Annotated in this window: 13 protein-coding genes and 1 pseudogene; all 14 read right to left on the bottom strand. The window is 59.4% G+C overall.

Translation table 11 applies throughout. The annotated features are described in order from the left end of the window. Positions 1 to 38: 38 nt before the first annotated feature. The 14 genes and pseudogenes from BT173_RS06605 to BT173_RS06540 all read right to left on the bottom strand — a co-directional run bounded on the left by BT173_RS06605 (position 39) and on the right by BT173_RS06540 (position 15,817). Entirely contained in the window at positions 39 to 1,967 is a 1,929-nt protein-coding gene (locus BT173_RS06605; RefSeq protein ID WP_072427841.1) for an LTA synthase family protein, read from the bottom strand. A gap of 31 nt (positions 1,968 to 1,998) precedes the next feature. After that, positions 1,999 to 2,907, bottom strand: a complete 909-nt coding sequence (locus BT173_RS06600) for an ABC transporter ATP-binding protein (RefSeq protein WP_072427840.1) — start codon at positions 2,905 to 2,907, stop codon at positions 1,999 to 2,001. Further along, positions 2,904 to 3,734, bottom strand: a complete 831-nt coding sequence (locus BT173_RS06595) for a hypothetical protein (RefSeq protein ID WP_139256070.1) — start codon at positions 3,732 to 3,734, stop codon at positions 2,904 to 2,906. Before BT173_RS06595 ends, BT173_RS06600 begins: the two co-directional genes overlap by 4 nt. Positions 3,735 to 3,745: 11 nt before the next feature. Further along, entirely contained in the window at positions 3,746 to 4,591 is an 846-nt protein-coding gene (locus BT173_RS06590) for an ABC transporter permease (protein WP_139256069.1), read from the bottom strand. 19 nt (positions 4,592 to 4,610) lie between these two features. Then, the gene (locus BT173_RS06585; RefSeq protein WP_139256068.1) at positions 4,611 to 4,973 is read right to left on the bottom strand and encodes a hypothetical protein; all 363 of its coding nucleotides are present in this window, start codon (positions 4,971 to 4,973) and stop codon (positions 4,611 to 4,613) included. 137 nt (positions 4,974 to 5,110) lie between these two features. Beyond that, a pseudogene (locus BT173_RS19745) lies at positions 5,111 to 5,207 on the bottom strand (prepilin-type N-terminal cleavage/methylation domain-containing protein); the annotation flags it as partial. A gap of 80 nt (positions 5,208 to 5,287) precedes the next feature. Then, positions 5,288 to 5,482: a type IV pilin protein gene (locus BT173_RS19985; protein ID WP_308417557.1), complete on the bottom strand. Its 195-nt coding sequence runs from the start codon at positions 5,480 to 5,482 to the stop codon at positions 5,288 to 5,290. 370 nt (positions 5,483 to 5,852) lie between these two features. Beyond that, positions 5,853 to 6,620 carry a 3',5'-cyclic-nucleotide phosphodiesterase gene (locus BT173_RS06570; RefSeq protein WP_072427835.1) on the bottom strand — a complete coding sequence of 256 codons (768 nt, stop codon included), beginning with the start codon at positions 6,618 to 6,620 and terminating at the stop codon, positions 5,853 to 5,855. 52 nt (positions 6,621 to 6,672) lie between these two features. Beyond that, positions 6,673 to 8,898 carry a CHASE2 domain-containing protein gene (locus tag BT173_RS06565; RefSeq protein ID WP_072427834.1) on the bottom strand — a complete coding sequence of 742 codons (2,226 nt, stop codon included), beginning with the start codon at positions 8,896 to 8,898 and terminating at the stop codon, positions 6,673 to 6,675. 7 nt (positions 8,899 to 8,905) lie between these two features. Then, positions 8,906 to 9,658 (bottom strand): FHA domain-containing protein, encoded by a 753-nt coding sequence (locus BT173_RS06560; RefSeq protein WP_072427833.1) that lies wholly within the window; start codon positions 9,656 to 9,658, stop codon positions 8,906 to 8,908. Between the two features lie 22 nt (positions 9,659 to 9,680). Beyond that, positions 9,681 to 10,511, bottom strand: coding sequence for a Stp1/IreP family PP2C-type Ser/Thr phosphatase (locus BT173_RS06555; protein ID WP_175545565.1), 831 nt, complete (start codon positions 10,509 to 10,511; stop codon positions 9,681 to 9,683). Between the two features lie 12 nt (positions 10,512 to 10,523). Then, complete coding sequence (locus tag BT173_RS06550) at positions 10,524 to 13,088, bottom strand: CHASE2 domain-containing serine/threonine-protein kinase (RefSeq protein WP_072427832.1); 2,565 nt, start codon at positions 13,086 to 13,088, stop codon at positions 10,524 to 10,526. A gap of 126 nt (positions 13,089 to 13,214) precedes the next feature. Then, positions 13,215 to 14,066 (bottom strand): hypothetical protein, encoded by an 852-nt coding sequence (locus BT173_RS06545; protein ID WP_139256067.1) that lies wholly within the window; start codon positions 14,064 to 14,066, stop codon positions 13,215 to 13,217. Next, a complete protein-coding gene (locus BT173_RS06540) occupies positions 14,063 to 15,817 on the bottom strand; it encodes a hypothetical protein (protein ID WP_072427830.1) in 1,755 nt (584 codons plus the stop codon). Before BT173_RS06540 ends, BT173_RS06545 begins: the two co-directional genes overlap by 4 nt. Positions 15,818 to 15,825: the final 8 nt, after the last annotated feature.

Genomic DNA, 15,825 nt, shown 5'->3' with positions numbered 1-15,825 from the left:
TCAATTTCGAAGGTGGCCGGGCAACAGTTGAAACCACGCTATTCTCTTGCATATACTGAGCCAAATGCGTTCTTTAGCTCAACCGCCGTAGATAGATATTGCCTCGACATGTCATCACTCAGCCCATCAATGAGATTTCTCTTCTCTAAAGGATCAGCATCAAGCGCATAAAACTCCGCTTCACGTTTCCCGAAAAAATAAATGAACTTACCGCCTTCAGCATCATACAGATTGAGACAATATCGCTCATAAAAACAAGAAGTAATAATCTTCTCATGCCCGCTATCATTCCCTAGCAAGCTATTCCCGGGCAACATACCATCGACCTGAACTCCAATTAAATCAAGCACGGTCGGAAACAAATCTATATGCTGTTGTAAGGTATTTCGCTTCTTCACACCTTCAATCAGCTTAGGACCATACATGACCAAGGGCACATGCATACCCTCCTCATAAGCAGCACCATTATGCGCTAACTGGCCATGTTCATTGAATGCCTCACCATGATCACCAGTAACAACCACAAGGGTGTCGTCAAGCAGGCCCTCACGTTCCATGCCAGCAAAAAGCAACTGCAGAGTTTCGTCGTTATATCGTATTGCACCTAAATATGCCTGCTTCGCAGACATAGGATCAGACAAGGGCTGCACATTACCAGGATAAATATATGGATGATGCGTAAGAACAGTGAGAATCGATGCAAAGAATGGCTTAGATTTCTTCCTATTTTCCCGCATCCATTCAATCATCGGGTCAATGAGCACCCTATCATCCAATCCTAAATACCCATAGCGCTTATGCCCTTTGCCGGCAAAGTACTCCTGCGTTACACGATGCTGAAACCCTGCTTCCGAAAGCAATCCAAATCTGTCCTCAAAATGCCCAGGGGCCACTTGGAAATGGGCCGTAGCGTATCCAGCTTCATTTAATACCGTTGGGAGGCAATGCAATGGAAATTTACCCGCGGCGTCTTGAATTACGGTCTTACCAATCGGCGGAAAAGTACCACAGTAAATACCGACAAGAGCATTCGTCGTATGAGGAACTGTTGTATATGCACGAGTAAAATTCCAGCCCTCACGCGCCAGCCCATCAAGGAATGGGGTAGTTGAACGCCCACTCAAACTGTCCTGTAAACCAGTTGCAGAGGCACGGGTAGATTCCAAAATAACAAAAAGAATATTTGACTTTCTTTTCGGCTCCTTGATGTAACTAGGCTTCTTATAAATCATCCTGGCAGCGACTTGACGACTCAGCACATCATACTCAACCGCACTAAGAGCTGACCCAACGATAAAGCTAGTAAAAACTCCCTGCCACCAAGTCGACTTACTCTTTGACAGCCAAGATAGCTGCCGAGTAACCAAGGATTTATAGTCCCCCCTATAATTCCCAGCAGTTGCTACTCCTTGGTCTTGAGCTTGAGCTTCAGCCATCAAAGACTCATGAATCCCATTTGCTGGCAATAAAGACAGTGGCGCGATTAACATTACCCGCTGAAAAATCCGTAAAGTACCACGTCGGAATTCGGCAAGTGCCATTACGTAGAGGATCAGGCATACGGCAACCGTGGAAAATATTGCCCCGTCCACACTCGACACAGCCACCGCTCGCAAATCACTGAAATTCAATATGATGAAATTCAGCATCTCGATATCAAGCACATCGCCTGTTTGGCGAAATAGCGCCTGAGAGGCTAGCGCAAATACAATCAAGAAAAGAGCAAGAATAGCGTGCGCAATTCGCCACAAACCAAGGTAACGCGGCTTGAGGTGAAGGATCCTTTCACCAATCAGATAGCTAACTAACAATCCCGTCAGAATCAGAACATCGCCCAAGAAAGCAAGACTGGTCTTCGCAATACCCCAGTTATCAGACAATCCATATCGCTGAGAAAGCATGAAAGCCACTGTGGAGAAAACAGCGAAGTAAGCGCGAAGTACAGCAGCTTTCGATAGTAAATTCATAGCAGACAAGGCTTAGGTTTTAGTTAACTGTTTACGGTACTACAGGCGCAGCCTCATCAATGAAACTGAGGAAGACTTTCTCAAGATTCAATGCAGGCTTGACTTCCAATAACTTCCCACCCTGCTCACGCACTTGCTCGAGAACGGCCCATACTGATTTACCGGATACCTCAGCGCACCAGCGCCCTTCCGCTTCCAAATGCGCGCCATTTATAGAGGCAGACCCAACATAACGAACCGTGAATGGCTGCTCATCAATGGCCAAGCCCGCCGGCGAGCTAATCGTTAGCAGTTGACCGCCTTTTATCAATCCAAATCGGTCAGCCAGGCGTTCGACATCATGTAATACGTGGGAAGTAAAAAAGAGCGTACCGCCTTCCCGCTTATACTCTGCAAGCAAGTTGACCACATCTCGTCGACCCAATGGATCGAGTCCGGAGAGCGGCTCATCCAAAATGAGCATTCTGGGTTGAATACACATCGCCTGTGCCAAGGCAACACGCTGAACCATACCCTTGGATAAGGAGCGGAGATATTTCTTACTCGCGGCAGCCAGATCAAGACGCTCCAGCCAGTACATACAATGCGCGTACTCATTCACCACTTTCACCCCATGCAAGCGCATACTCATTTGCAATACTTCAAGTGGCGTTAAGCAGTCATTCAAGTAAGGGTTCTCAGGTACATAGCCGATACCACGGCGCGACTGCGGATCTGCAATCCCCACGCCAAACAGACTGGCACTACCTTGTGTGGGCAACAAGACACCGGTAAGCATTCGAATCGTCGTGCTCTTACCCGCACCATTGGGGCCGACAAAACCGAATGCCTCACCCTGTGCAACCGTCAGGTTTAGCTCTCGAACCGCCGCCACAAGCTGTCTACGCCAAGGTGTGCGGTAAGATTTTGACAATGATTCGATATGTATTGCCGCCTTCATTTCTTCACTTTCGGTGCGCTGTTCAACAGAACGGGTTCACCAGCCTGATTCATCACATAACCAAAGCCAAAGGGATCGACAGGCAAGACGCTGATTAAGCCCGCAGCGCGAAGTTCTTCAAAGTTCTTCGCAGGTCTACCCTTTTTGCTTATGTACATTGCCGCCGCCTCCTGGAGGCTAAGCAGCACCCTGAGACGATCCACGCGGGTTTTCAGGTACTCTTTGAACTGCCCTGGCTTGGCCTGTCGGGCCATGATATCAACCACCTGCATGGCCGCTTTGGGCTCAAAGCCCTTCTCAAGCCAACGTGCAGCGATATTCTCTATGGCCATACGATCATTCTCACTCGTGACCACTGACCTAGCGTTCAGAAGTTCGACTGCAGCTTTAGCCGGATTCCCTTCAAAGTGGTAGATATTGAAGGCGTAATAAAAAATCGGCTGCCAATCGAATTTTCGCGCAGTGATGGCTTGCTTGAGTACATATTGCCCAGCATCAAGCTCATCGTTCCAAGGCAAAATAGCAGCGGCGATGTAGTAGTTGTCCTCATGGGCTGGATTCAGCCATGCGGCGTCACGCTGGACCTTGCCCTGAATGGCAAAGTTATCCGCTTGCATACGCTCGGTACTGACCAGCAGCGCCCGGAAGCTGGCCAGATTTGCGGCCAAATAACGATCGCCCCCGCTCATGGCAACCTGTACAAAGCGCGGTAAAGCCACCTGCATTTCCAACGCGGTGGAAGTATGCGGCGCCTTCAATAGTGCAAAATTCGCCGCAATATGGGCGACAAACAGCACAGGGACTAGCAATAACCAGCGCTTTTGCATGCCCAAGCCCATCAGAAGAACTCGCGGCGTGAGAAAGACAGCGTAGCTGCCAGCAGCATGATGCCCGCATAGGCCAGCGCCATGCAGATCGACCAGCCCATCAGCGTGCCGTCCATAGGCTGGTTATATAGCGCGGCGGCCCGCCAATCCAGCCGGGAAAGATCCGGCAGTATCCACCTGATCAAGCCAATGATCGGATCAAAACGCGCCGCGAGGGCGGCATCACCATCAGCTCCGCGCGCGAGGAAGTCCATGACCGCACCAAGACTCTTGCCTACTGCGGCGAAGATCAGACCGGCCGCCAGTGGCAGCATCGGGGTGGTCGAGACGGTGGCAATCCATAATGCAAAAGCGGAAACAACCGCGGCATCCAGCACAATGCCGCTTAGGGCAATCCAGTAGGGCCAGCCCAGGTTGACCGGGAACTGTTGCTCGTAACTGCCGCCCGCAAGCGCAACCGCCCCCCACAACAAGACCGCCATGCCCAATGCGACCAAAACGCTCATGGTCTGAATGGCCAGATAGCGGCCGAGCAGATAGTGGGCACGTGGTACGGGATAGGCAAGCGAGAACATCACGGTACGCCGCTCGATCTCCTTGCTGATCAGGTCTTGCACCCAGAACAGGCTAAGGAATACCAAGATGAGGCGCAAAAAAGACAGCCCCACATCCAAGGCCACGGTCTTGGGCTGGCGCGGGGAAAAATAGCCGGTCAGGAAGGCGATGCCAATCAGTAGCAGACCGAGCACAAACACGCCCAGAAAGCTCTTGCCACGCAAGCCCGCGCGCACGCCAGAAATATAGAATGTCAGCATAATCAAAAAAAACAGTGCGCTTGCGCGCACTGTTCGGTCCATCTCTTTCAGACTTAAACGCTTAGCTACCCGCGCCCGAACCCAAGGTTTTAGCTTTGGTCATTGCATCGTCGACATCAGTCTGCGCACAAACCTTGCCGGCGCATTTCTTGAACGGCAAAACCGAACCGCCAGCCGAATTAGCCATGAAACTATTGCCACCCTTCACAGAAGCACCCGCAACAGCAACCATTGAGTCCAGATCCTCATAATCCACAATGGTGTTAGCGGAGCATTTTGGCTTAAAGGTCGTCACAATAAAGCCGGCCGGATCCTTGACCTTAACTTCCTTTGCTTCGCCGCCAGAACAAACGTTTTCAACCGCAGCGTGGCTCACGCCCGACATCAGACCCAAGAACAGCACAGCCAGAATTTGCTTTTTCATCACAATCACCTCGAAAAATTTAACAGACACGCACAGCAGTGGCGCAAGCGCTTACTGCGTGGAGTTGGCGATGGCGCCGGTCAAGACATTACGTACGTCGGATTGCGCCGACTTGTCTTCACCCTTCTTGATGTATTCGGAGAACTGAGGAATGGCGATGGCGGCCAGGATGCCGATAATGGCAACGACGATCATCAGTTCGATAAGGGTAAAACCCTTTTGCAGACGCTTCATTTGCATACTCCTAGGATTGGGCTAGTGGTCGGTTAGTGCTAGCGCACGGTGAAAATTCAAGCAAGTGTTATGCCAACATCCTACAGCTCTTGGTGGGACATGGCCATAAGGAGGATATTGCGCACATCAGATTGCGCGGCTTTGTCCTCACCTTTTTTCATGTACTCGGAAAACTGCGGAATTGCGATGGCCGCCAGGATGCCAATGATGGCCACAACTATCATCAGCTCAATCAGGGTGAAACCTGCATTCTTGGTCATGATCAGCACATCCACTAAAGTTTGCCTTGTAAGTCGCAAGCGGCGTGCCAGCCAAGCAAAGTAGTAAGCAAGCCGCTGGGATTACCACACAGCCACGACACTAAGGCTCCACCCCTACCCAAAAGTCGCCCAAAGTGCCGCAAAGCGTCATTCACCTGTACTGGTGGGCTCGATACGTCGAGTATCGCAACGCCTTCATCGTGGAAGCCGTCGGCGCTTACACATCCGCTCACCACCGGGCATTCACACGAATATGGTCACTGAATGACAATATTCGTCAGTTATTTATCACCCCAGGCGGTGTACAAGCGATGACCATTCATGTGCAAGGCATTCAGAGCAGCTGGGCGATAAGGCCACACGCAAGCTAGGACAAGCGCGCTGCTCAGAACTCCAGGATTTGGCCGTTCTTGAGCATCTTGGGATGAAAAGCCGCCGCGTCCTCGCTGATTTCCTGCATGGTCAGCTCGATCTCACCCGGCTTCAAATGGGTAATGTAGACCTCGGTGGGCCGCTTGAGCTTGGCCAGTTCGACCGCCAGCATGGCCGGGCAGAGATGGCGCGAGGCCTGGGCGAGTTCGCGTTCACGATTGCAGAAGGCGGTTTCGATGATCAGGCCGCGTAGCGCGTCCATCTGGTTGAGTATCGGCCACAGGCTGTCATTCACCGTGGTGTCGCCGGTAAACACCAGGCTGCCCTGGCCAGAATCAAGCTGATAGCCCTGAGCAGGCACGGTGTGCAGAGCAGGCAGGGCTGTGACGGTCAGCTTGTCTGGCAAGGTGAGCGACTCGCCGACTTCAAGCGCACAAAAGCGCATGAACGGTTGGGCAGCACTCGGTATCTGGCGGAAATCGGGCCAGATCTGCCAATTGAAGATATGTTTGCCCAGCGCATCCAGGGTCGCCGCGCTCGCGTATACGGTGAGCGGCTGGCTGCGCATGGCGCCCACGGTATCGATAAGCAGTGGCAGCAGGGCGATATGGTCGAGATGGGAATGGGTGAGGAAGACCTGATCGATCTGGGCCATCTCGGCCACCGACAGCTCGCCAACGCCGGTGCCCGCATCGATCAGCGTATGGCGCCCAAGCAGAAAGGAGGTGGTTCGCTGGACGCCGCCGATTCCGCCGCTGCATCCGAGCACCTTGAGCCGCATAGTTTGTCCCCTGCCCCTTGCCAGCGGGCTGGCCGCTTGTTGTTTAGCCGGCCTATTTGCTGTCGAAGTCGTACACGCCGTCCCAGTCAGCCGGCGGCGCGGATAGTCGGAAGTGCCGGATACGCGCCAGGTAGAGCGCGTACAGCACGCTGTCTGGCTCGCGCTGCTGCAGATTCAGCAATTGCAGCTCGGCCATATCCCAATTCTGCGCGCGATACAGCTTGAGCGCTTGCTGGAATAGTGCCAATTCATCGCGCTGCGCCTTGCTCAGCTCGGCAGCCAAGCCCAGCGGCTGGTAGATGGTGACCGGCTCATCCTTGCCCTTCACCCGTACGCGGTCCAGCTCACGGAAAACCAGATCAGGCCCGGCTGCAGCACGGGTCTGCTCGCCGACCAGGATGCCGACCCCATAGCGCTTGGTAATGCCTTCCAGGCGCGAGGCCAGGTTCACCGCATCGCCCATCACCGTGTAGGCCTTGCGGATCTGCGAGCCCATATCGCCGACTGTCATGCGTCCGGTATTGATGCCGATACCGATCTGGATGCGCGGCCAGCCACGTGCTTCCAGGCTGGGGCCGAGTTGGGCAATCGCCTCCTGCATGGCCAACGAGGCCAGCACCGCGCTGCGCGCATGGTCAGGGTCGTGAATCGGCGCGCCCCAAAAGGCCATCACGCAGTCACCCATGTATTTATCGATGGTGCCCAGATAGCGGTTGCGTATCACCTCGGAGAGTGTGGTGAGGAATTCGTTCATGAAGCGGGTCAGCTCCTTCGGCTCCATGCTTTCCGAAATGGTGGTAAAGCTGCGTACATCAGAGAACAGCACGGTCAGCTCGCGGCTCTGCCCGTCCATCGAGTATTTTTCCGGTTCCTCGCTCATGCGCGCCACCAGCTCGGGCGGCACATATTGGCCGAACAGGCTGGCCATCTGCTTCTTATTGCGAGACTCAAAGAAGTAGCCGTAGGCCATCGAAATCGCATACAGCAACAGAATACTGAGCAAGCTGGCCGCCAGCGGCAGCGCCAGGCGCGCGTACTGCCACAGCGCGAAGTCCAACACCACCACCGCAAGCAGCACCAGGGCGGTCAGCGAGGTGGCGGGCAGCGGGTTCAGGCGCAGCAGCACCAGCAGCACCAAGCCAGAGCTGATCAGCAGCACGAACAGTTCGGCGGCACGCAGATAGTCGGGCTGGGCCGGCAGGCTGCCATCCAGCATGCTGGCGATCATATTCGCGTGCACCTCGACCCCGGGGTAGACCGCCCCCACCGGCGCCACGCGTAGATCGAGCAGGCCAGGCGCAGTGGTGCCGATCAGCACCATGCGGCCAGCCAGCGCATCTTTGTTGACACGGCCCTTGAGCACATCGGCGGCGGATAGATAGGCGAAGCTGCGCTGCTCGCCCCGGTAAGGCACCAGGGCGCGGATATGCTCATCCACCGGCACGGCCAAGGGCCCGAGGCGCAGCCATTCCAGCGGTTGGTAGGATTTCAACGGCGAGGCGCCATAAAGCGGCTCGAGCGGCGGGTAGTTCAGATAGCTGCGCACCATGGCCAGCGACAGCGATTCGTAATAGCGGCCCTCATGCTCGACCAGCATGGCCACGCGGCGCGTCACGCCATCGCTGTCGGTAAGCGGATTGAAATGCCCGGCGGCACCGGCCTGCGCCATCAGCACGGGCAGATTGGCGCCGAAGCCCGGCGCCACCACCGGCTGCACGCTACGGCCCTTGAAGATGCCGGCCGGCAAGACCGGCTTGGGCAAGACACCGCTGCGCGGCGCGCCGTCCTCGAAACTGAAGTAGTAGCCCAGCACCACATGGCGGTCGCGCAGGCTGGCAGCCAGCATGGCATCGTAATCGAGCTGATCGCGAAGGGTGGCGAACTGCTGCTGGAAAGCCGCTTCATCGCGCAGCGTGGTCTGCGCCAGCTGTTGCAGCACCGGCAGGCCGGAGCTGTCGTCACGTTCGGCAAACACGATATCGAAGCCGACCGCAGCCGACTGGTAGTCGACCACCAGCTTGTCGACCAGCTCGGCAACAACCTTGCGTGGCCACGGCCAGCGCCCGACCTCGGCCAGACTGCGCTCGTCGAGATCGACCACCACCACGCGTGGATCGATGCCGCCCGGCATGGTCATCACTAGACGCGCGTCATACAGCCAGTGGTCGATCTGCTCCAACGCGCGTGGACGCCACAGATGGGCTGCGTAAGCGAGGAAGCAGCCAAGCACCAGGGCGCTCAGCAGAAGTTGCAGCCAGTGGCGGCGCAGCGTTTTCATGCTCGCCTTACTTGTAGAAGAACTCCATTTTCACCCCGGCCAGCTCGATCACATCGTGGTCGTTCAGCGCCTCGGCCTGCACGCCAATCTGCCGCCCATTGATTAGCGGTCGGCTGGGGCCTTCCACATGGGTGAGGAAATAGGCGGTCGGGCGGCGGGTGATGATGGCCACCTGCACACCGGGCTTGCCCAGCGAGGTCAGATTCTTCACCAGATCGAGCGATTTGCCGGCATTACCGCCGGTCAACACCTTGATGGCCGCCGGCTTGAGGTCGGCACTGGCCGAATGGCTAGGTGCGGCCGGCGCCGGTGTGGCCGCCGGGCTGGGGGCGGCAGCCGGCTTGGCGGCTGGCAGCTCCATGACCGTATCCGGCGCCTTGGCATCGCTGGGCGGCATGGGCCGCAGGCTGTCGGCGCGAATCACCATGGTCTTGTCCAGATCATCGGGCTGCGGCCGGCCGGTTGCGAGGCCCGCTTCGCTCAGGTATTTGAGCTTGTACTTGCCGATCTCGATGCTGTCCTCATCCTTGAGCATCTGGCGCTGGATGGGTTGGCCATTGATCGAGGTGCCATTGGTACTGTCCAGATCTTCGAGGAAGGCATCGCCGCCGATCAGGCTCAGGCGCGCATGTTCGCCCGAGACGGCGAGATTATCGATCTGCAGCTCATTGAATGGCTTGCGCCCGATGCGAGTGGTATCGCGATCGAGCTTGATTTCGCGCAGGACCACGCCGTCCAGGCTGAGAATGAGTTTGGCCATCAGTGTTTCCTTTTGCTTCCTGTCAGCGGCCCAGCCTGCCCAGCAGGCGGGACCACAAGCCGCGTTGGGCGGCGAATTTCCGGTTGATGCGAACCAGGACGACCGAGACATTATCTCGCCCGCCATTGTCGTTCGCCATTTGTATCAATTGCTGCGCCGCCTCGGGCAGATGGGTATTCAGCTGGTTCAGCACCGCTGCGATATCCTCATCGTCGACCATATCGTTCAGTCCGTCGGAACAGAACAGATACAGATCGCCCAGGGCGACGTCATAGTCGTTCAGCTCGGGCTCGAGCTGCGGGTCTATGCCCACGGCACGGGTCACCAGATTCTTGTTATGCGACTGCCTGGCTTCCTCAGGGGTGATCAGACCGCTATCGAGCTGCTCCTGTAGCAAGGAATGGTCCCGCGTGAGGGTCTGCAGCAAACCATCGCGCAAACGATAGAGGCGCGAGTCGCCGACATGGGCCACGGTGAGGCGATTGTCGTAGAACAGCGCGGTGACCAGGGTGGTGCCCATGCCCGCACATTGCGGCTGACTTTGCGCGGTCTGGAAGATGGCCAGATTGGCCTTTTCGATCTCCAGACGCAGGATGCGGTGCGCGGCCGGCTTCTGGCTCATGGTCTCGGGCAGATGCGGTGGCATCACCTCGAGGGCAGCCTTGATGCCCTGGGACAGCAGGGTGGTGGCGATGCCGCTGGCCACTTCGCCGGCATTGTAGCCACCCATGCCGTCGGCCAGGATGACGAGACCGGCGGCCGGATCGAAGTCGATCGCATCCTCGTTATGGCCGCGCACCATGCCCGGGTCGGTCAGACCGACGATTTCAAGCGCGTTGACAAGCTGTGACATGCACAAACTCTCTTATAAGGTCGCGGCGCACTGCTTGAGCGCGTCGGCAAAAGCCTGGCCGGACTGGAAACGTTCATCCGCATTCTTGTGCAAGGCCTGGTCGATCACGCTGACCAGGCACTCGGGCAGTTTGGGGTTGATCTCGCGCGGATTGCGATACGGTTCGTTGGCGATACGGAACATCAGCTCGGCCATCGACTCGCCACTGAACGGCAGGCCGCCCACGCTGAGCTGGTAGAGCATCACACCGAGACTGAACAGATCAGAACGACCATCGATCTTCTTGCCCGACAACTGCTCGGGTGACATATAGCTGGGCGTACCCAGCACCAGGCCCGTGCGCGTCTTGCTGGCATCGGTAATGCGCGCGATGCCGAAATCGGTGACCTTGACCTGGCGGCTGTCCAGCTCGTACATGATATTGGCCGGCTTGATATCGCGGTGCACCACATTCTGGCGGTGCGCGTAATCGAGCGCCTCGGCCACCTGGATCACGATATGCATGACATCCGCCAGCGGCAGTAGCTGGCCGGCCTTGGTGTACGGGGTCAGATCCTTGCCCTTGAGGAATTCCATGGCGATATAGGTGAGGTCCTGCTCCTCGCCGGCATCGTAGATGGTGACGATATTCGGATGGTTGAGCCGCCCGGCCGTCTCCGCCTCACGGAAGAAGCGCTTGCGTGCCTCCTCCAGCTCATCGGGCTCGAATTCCTGGCTCAGCACCATGGTCTTGATCGCCACCACCCGGCCTATCTTCGGGTCCTTGCCCAGATAGACCACGCCCATGGCGCCCTTACCCAGCTCCTTCTCGACCCGGTAGCGACCCAGCATCGGTTTCTCCACCGCATCACCACCCAGCACCAGGGTGCCGGACGGGCTGGCTGCCGCATTTCCGCCAAGAATGACGGTTTCCGCCATCTGCTTGGCGCGGCTGAGCTTCTGGGCGAGATCCTTGAACTTCGGATCAAAGCTGGCCATATGCCGGTAGACCATCTCGGCCTTGTTGAACTGGCGCTTGCGTTCGAAATCCAGACCCAGGCTGTACAGGGTATCCATCAGGCCGGCATCCAGCGGCACCTTGCGGAACTTATCGAAGGCCATGTCCAGCTGGCCCTGGCCCTGGAAAGCCAGGCCCAGCATGCGGTTCGATTCGGCCGCACCCAGCTCGGAGGCCTCCTTGCCGCGCTCGGTCAGCAGGAAGCGCTTGGTGGTCAGCACCAGATGGCCAAGCAGCAGCAGGGCCGCCGGGCTCATCAGTTCCAGCCACATCATCTGGCTGCCCATGAGCAGGAAGTGGGTGAGCAGCAGTAGCGCGAAACCCGCGCCCGTCAGCGCAGCGGCCGGACCGGCCTTCAGGCGCGGCAGCACCAGCATTAGATAGAGCGCCACCAATAGGCAAAGGCCGAGCTTGAGCCAATAGCCCCAGGCCGGCGCGGTGAAGTAGTCCTGCTGAAGAATGCTGGACACGTTGTGGGCAAGCAGCTGCACCGGCGCCATGCCCGCCCCACGCGGGGTGACGAAGCTGGTGCCGATGCCGGAGGCAGTGGTGCCGATCAGTACGATCTTGTCGCGGTATTTATCGGCCGACACCTTGTCGGCCAGCACATCGAAGAAGGAGTCGGTGGCAAAAGCCGGCTGATTGCCGCGCTCGGGATAGTAATAAGTGAGCAGCGCGCTATCGGCATCAGTACGCATTGTCAGGCCACCCAAGCGCACGGCCTCGCCGTACTCAAGCACGATCTGCTCGGGCGGCAGGTTCAGGCTCTTGGCCACGGTCAACAGGGCCAGGGAGGGATAGAGCGCATCGTAGTAGCGCATCACCAGCGGCTCGATGCGTACCACCCCATCGGCCAGATCGGGCAGCGCAGTCAGGTGGCCGATGCCGGCCGCCTTGCTGGCCAGCGGGGCAATCGGGGCCAGCATGCGGCGGCTGGGCACCGGCAGGCCATGGCGCGGGTCACCAGCCGGCGTCACCGCGTTCGCGCTCACATAGTCGGGGGTTTCGGCATCCGGATTGCCCTGCACCTCGCCCGGATCGAGCAACATGGGCAATAGCACCCTATTCGCCCTACCCAGGCTGGCGGCCAGCTGGGCATCAAAATCCAGCTTGGCGGCAGCCTCGGCCAGCAGGGCGCCAAAGCGATCGGGGCGCGGCGCGGGGGCGGCTTGCAGCTCACCACTCTCGGCATCCAGCACCGGCTCGGGCACGGCTGGCTTGGGTTGGGCGCGATACAGGGCCAGCAGCTGCTTGATGTAGGCTGCGCCCTTATCTTCCTGGGCCTCGGTGAAAAGTACCGAGCTGACGATCAGCTTGGGTTTGGCGGCCGCCAGCTTGTCGATCAGCTGGGCATGGATATCGCGCGACCACGGCCAGCGGCCGATATTGTCGAGGCTGGTCTGGTCGATGGCGATGATGGCAATACGGTCGCTGGGCTGGCGTTCGGTCAGGCTCAGGCCCGTGTCATAGGCCTTGCGCTCCAAGGCCGCCAGCAGATTGCTACTGCTGCCCACCAGGGTAAACACGACCACCACCAGCAGACCGACAAACCAGTCCGTCTTCCAGAACGACACTTTCATTGATGCTCCCAGACCCGCCGACTTATATTCGAATTTCAGCAAGATTAGATGCCATACGCATGCAAAGCTAGTGCCGTCGCCATTTTCGCTGCGCCGCGCCGCCGGCAAAGGCCTGCGGCCGGCGCCTCAGACCACCAGATGCTCAGCGCGGCCGTGGAAGCGCTCCCAGGCTTCCGGATGGTATTCATGCAGATGGCGGTAATCGCGCTGCCAGCCAAACAGCTCGATCGCACGCTGGCTGAAAACCATGGGCAGTGGTTCCAGCTCGGACAGGCCGACCATCAGCTCCGCCTCAAACAGATGGCGCACATCCACATTGACCAGCATCTCGTCCTCGACCAGGTGGGCGAGCTGCTGGCTGGCATCGCCCTCCTCGCCGCGCTCAAGCTGGTCGAGCAGCGCATCCACCGCGCTCAGTGCATCCGCCTCCTTCAGGCGCAGCTTCAGCCACTCCACCGTACGCGCGTCCTTCTCGGCCAGCCAGTTACCCGGCTCGGTCCAGCCGAACAGCGCAATCGCCTCGCGCAGGAAATCATCGTGGTTGGCGGCAATATCGCAGCACACCCACAGCATGCCGTCCTCGAACAAGGACCAGAGCTGGGCATCCTGCTGCTTGGCAGTGTGCAGATCGAAGCGGACCATCAGCTCGGCCAGCGCCAGCAGCGCCTCCTCGCTGGTGCCCTGCTCATTCAGGCGCGCCAGCTCCTCGATATGCGGGCGCAGCTGCGCCTCCAGATTCAGGTCGCGCGTGTCGCGGCCAGGGGCCTCGGCCACCTCGGGCGCCGGTCCTGCCTGACGCAGCGCATCGGCCGCCCATAGCGCCGCCTCGAACGCACTACGCAGGATTTGGAAACCCTCCGGGTCATCCTCGGGCCGGGTAGTTTTCAGCAGGCGTGCATAGGCACGCTTGATCTCGCGTTCATCGGGGGTCGGCGTCAGCCCCAGGTGCTGCCAACATTCCGGGCTGCTCATCGTCATCCTTTCAACATCCTCGACAGGGCCGGCGCCAGAAACATCAGCCCCCACAGCAACCACCACCAGCTCGGGCTCCAGCCCGAGGGCGCAGCCTGACGCGGCGGCTTGCCCGCATAGTGGCGTAGGGCAAATAGCCAGAACACCGTCGCCAGCACGGCCGCCAAGGCCCAGTAAAACGCGGTGGCCGGCTCGGCGCTGTCTTCATGCGCAGCCAGCGGTGCGGCGCCGATCAAACCAATCGCCAAGCCTATCCCCGCACAGATCAGCGGGCGAAAGCCGGCCGCGCGCGCGCGCAGGTAGGGCGCAGGCAGGCAGCGTTCAGGCCAGGCACAGACCGCGAAACGCGCGCCATACAGCAAGACGGCCAGGGCCAGACCCAGCAGCAGCGCGCCGGCGCCCAGCTCAGTGGCGAACAGCGCGCTAAAGATCAGACTGGATAACAGGGCGAACAGGGCGCCGCTCAGTGGCGCAAAACCATTGGCCAGCGCGCGGTGCAAGGCCGGACGCGTCTCGGCCCAGCTGGCCAGCTTGCGCGGCCAGTGATAGCGGGCCAAATTACCGAGCCAGAGCGTGCCCGCCGCGCAGCCGATGAATGTCCCCAGCCAAAGCAGCAACCACGCCCAGGGGCTGATCCCCTCCAGCTCGCCCAGCCCGTAGGACAGCAGACCGGCACCACCCAGGCCGCACAGCAGCACGGGCAGCAGCAGGAAGGCGGGCGGATTGGCCCAGCCAGCCTGCGGTCCGCGCCAGAAGGCGAGCATCTCGGGGTCCAGGCGCGCAAACAGCGCCGGCCAGGCGTATTCAATTTCGTCGAGCAGATGGCGCACCTGGGCCGCCAGCTGACCGGAATAGCCGGCCAGCCAGCGCTGCCAGGGTTTGCTCGGCAACAGGACGGCGGCGAACACGCGGCTACGTTGGCGCGTCGCCTGATCCCCACCGCGCTCGCGCGCCAGCGCCTGCCAGTCTTGCCAGACCGATTCCTGGCGCAGGCGCTCGCACAGCCAGAGCACCGGTCGGCTGAGCCCGGCGCGCGCATAGCCCTCGGCATCCAGCCAGCCGCCCCATTGCGCCAGAGCGGCCACCAGGCGCAGCGGGGTGTCCTCGAAACCACCCAGCCAGTCGGCCAGGCTCTGTTCGAGCACCGCGCGTGCGTCGAGCACCTCCCACAACGGCCATTGCAGCAGCTCGGGCAAGCACGCCAGTGCTGCGTCCTCGCTGCCGCTGGACACCAGCTGGCGTATCAACTGATCGGTATACAGGTGGTAGAGGCGGAAACGCGCACGCAGCAGCCATTCCGCCGGGCCCGGTTGGGCGCGCTCCACGTCCAGCCAGCCATAGCGTTCGGCATCGGCGGCCAGTTCCTCGTCCGGGTAGTCGCGCTCATGCGCGGCACGGCGCAGGGCCAGCCAGGCCGGTTCGGCCTCATCGGACTGCGCGCCGGCCTGCTCACGCCACCAGACGGTCTGCACCACGGCAGGATCGGGCTCGGGCGCCGTTGCGGAGTGAGCGGCCGTGTCGGCAGCCGGCGCGCTTTGTGTGGCCTCGGCCACCGGCTCGGCAGCTTCGGTCGCGGCCTGGGCCTGCTCGGCCTGCTGCCAGCGCACCCAGTGCAGCGCCGCCTCGTAGGCATCGCGTAGGCGGCCAAACGCCGCCGCGTCGTCTTCGGGGCGGGTGTGCTTGAGGCGCGCGGCATAGGCGCGCTTGATCGCGCGCTCGTCCAGCGTGGGGTCCAGGCCCAGTTCGTTCCAGGGCATCGTCTTAC

Origin of the sequence: Chitinimonas taiwanensis DSM 18899, from assembly GCF_900119825.1 — a bacterium.
Classification (GTDB): domain Bacteria; phylum Pseudomonadota; class Gammaproteobacteria; order Burkholderiales; family Chitinimonadaceae; genus Chitinimonas; species Chitinimonas taiwanensis.
Note: the sequence above shows the minus strand (reverse complement) of the source record. Positions and strands in the feature narration are given on the sequence as shown.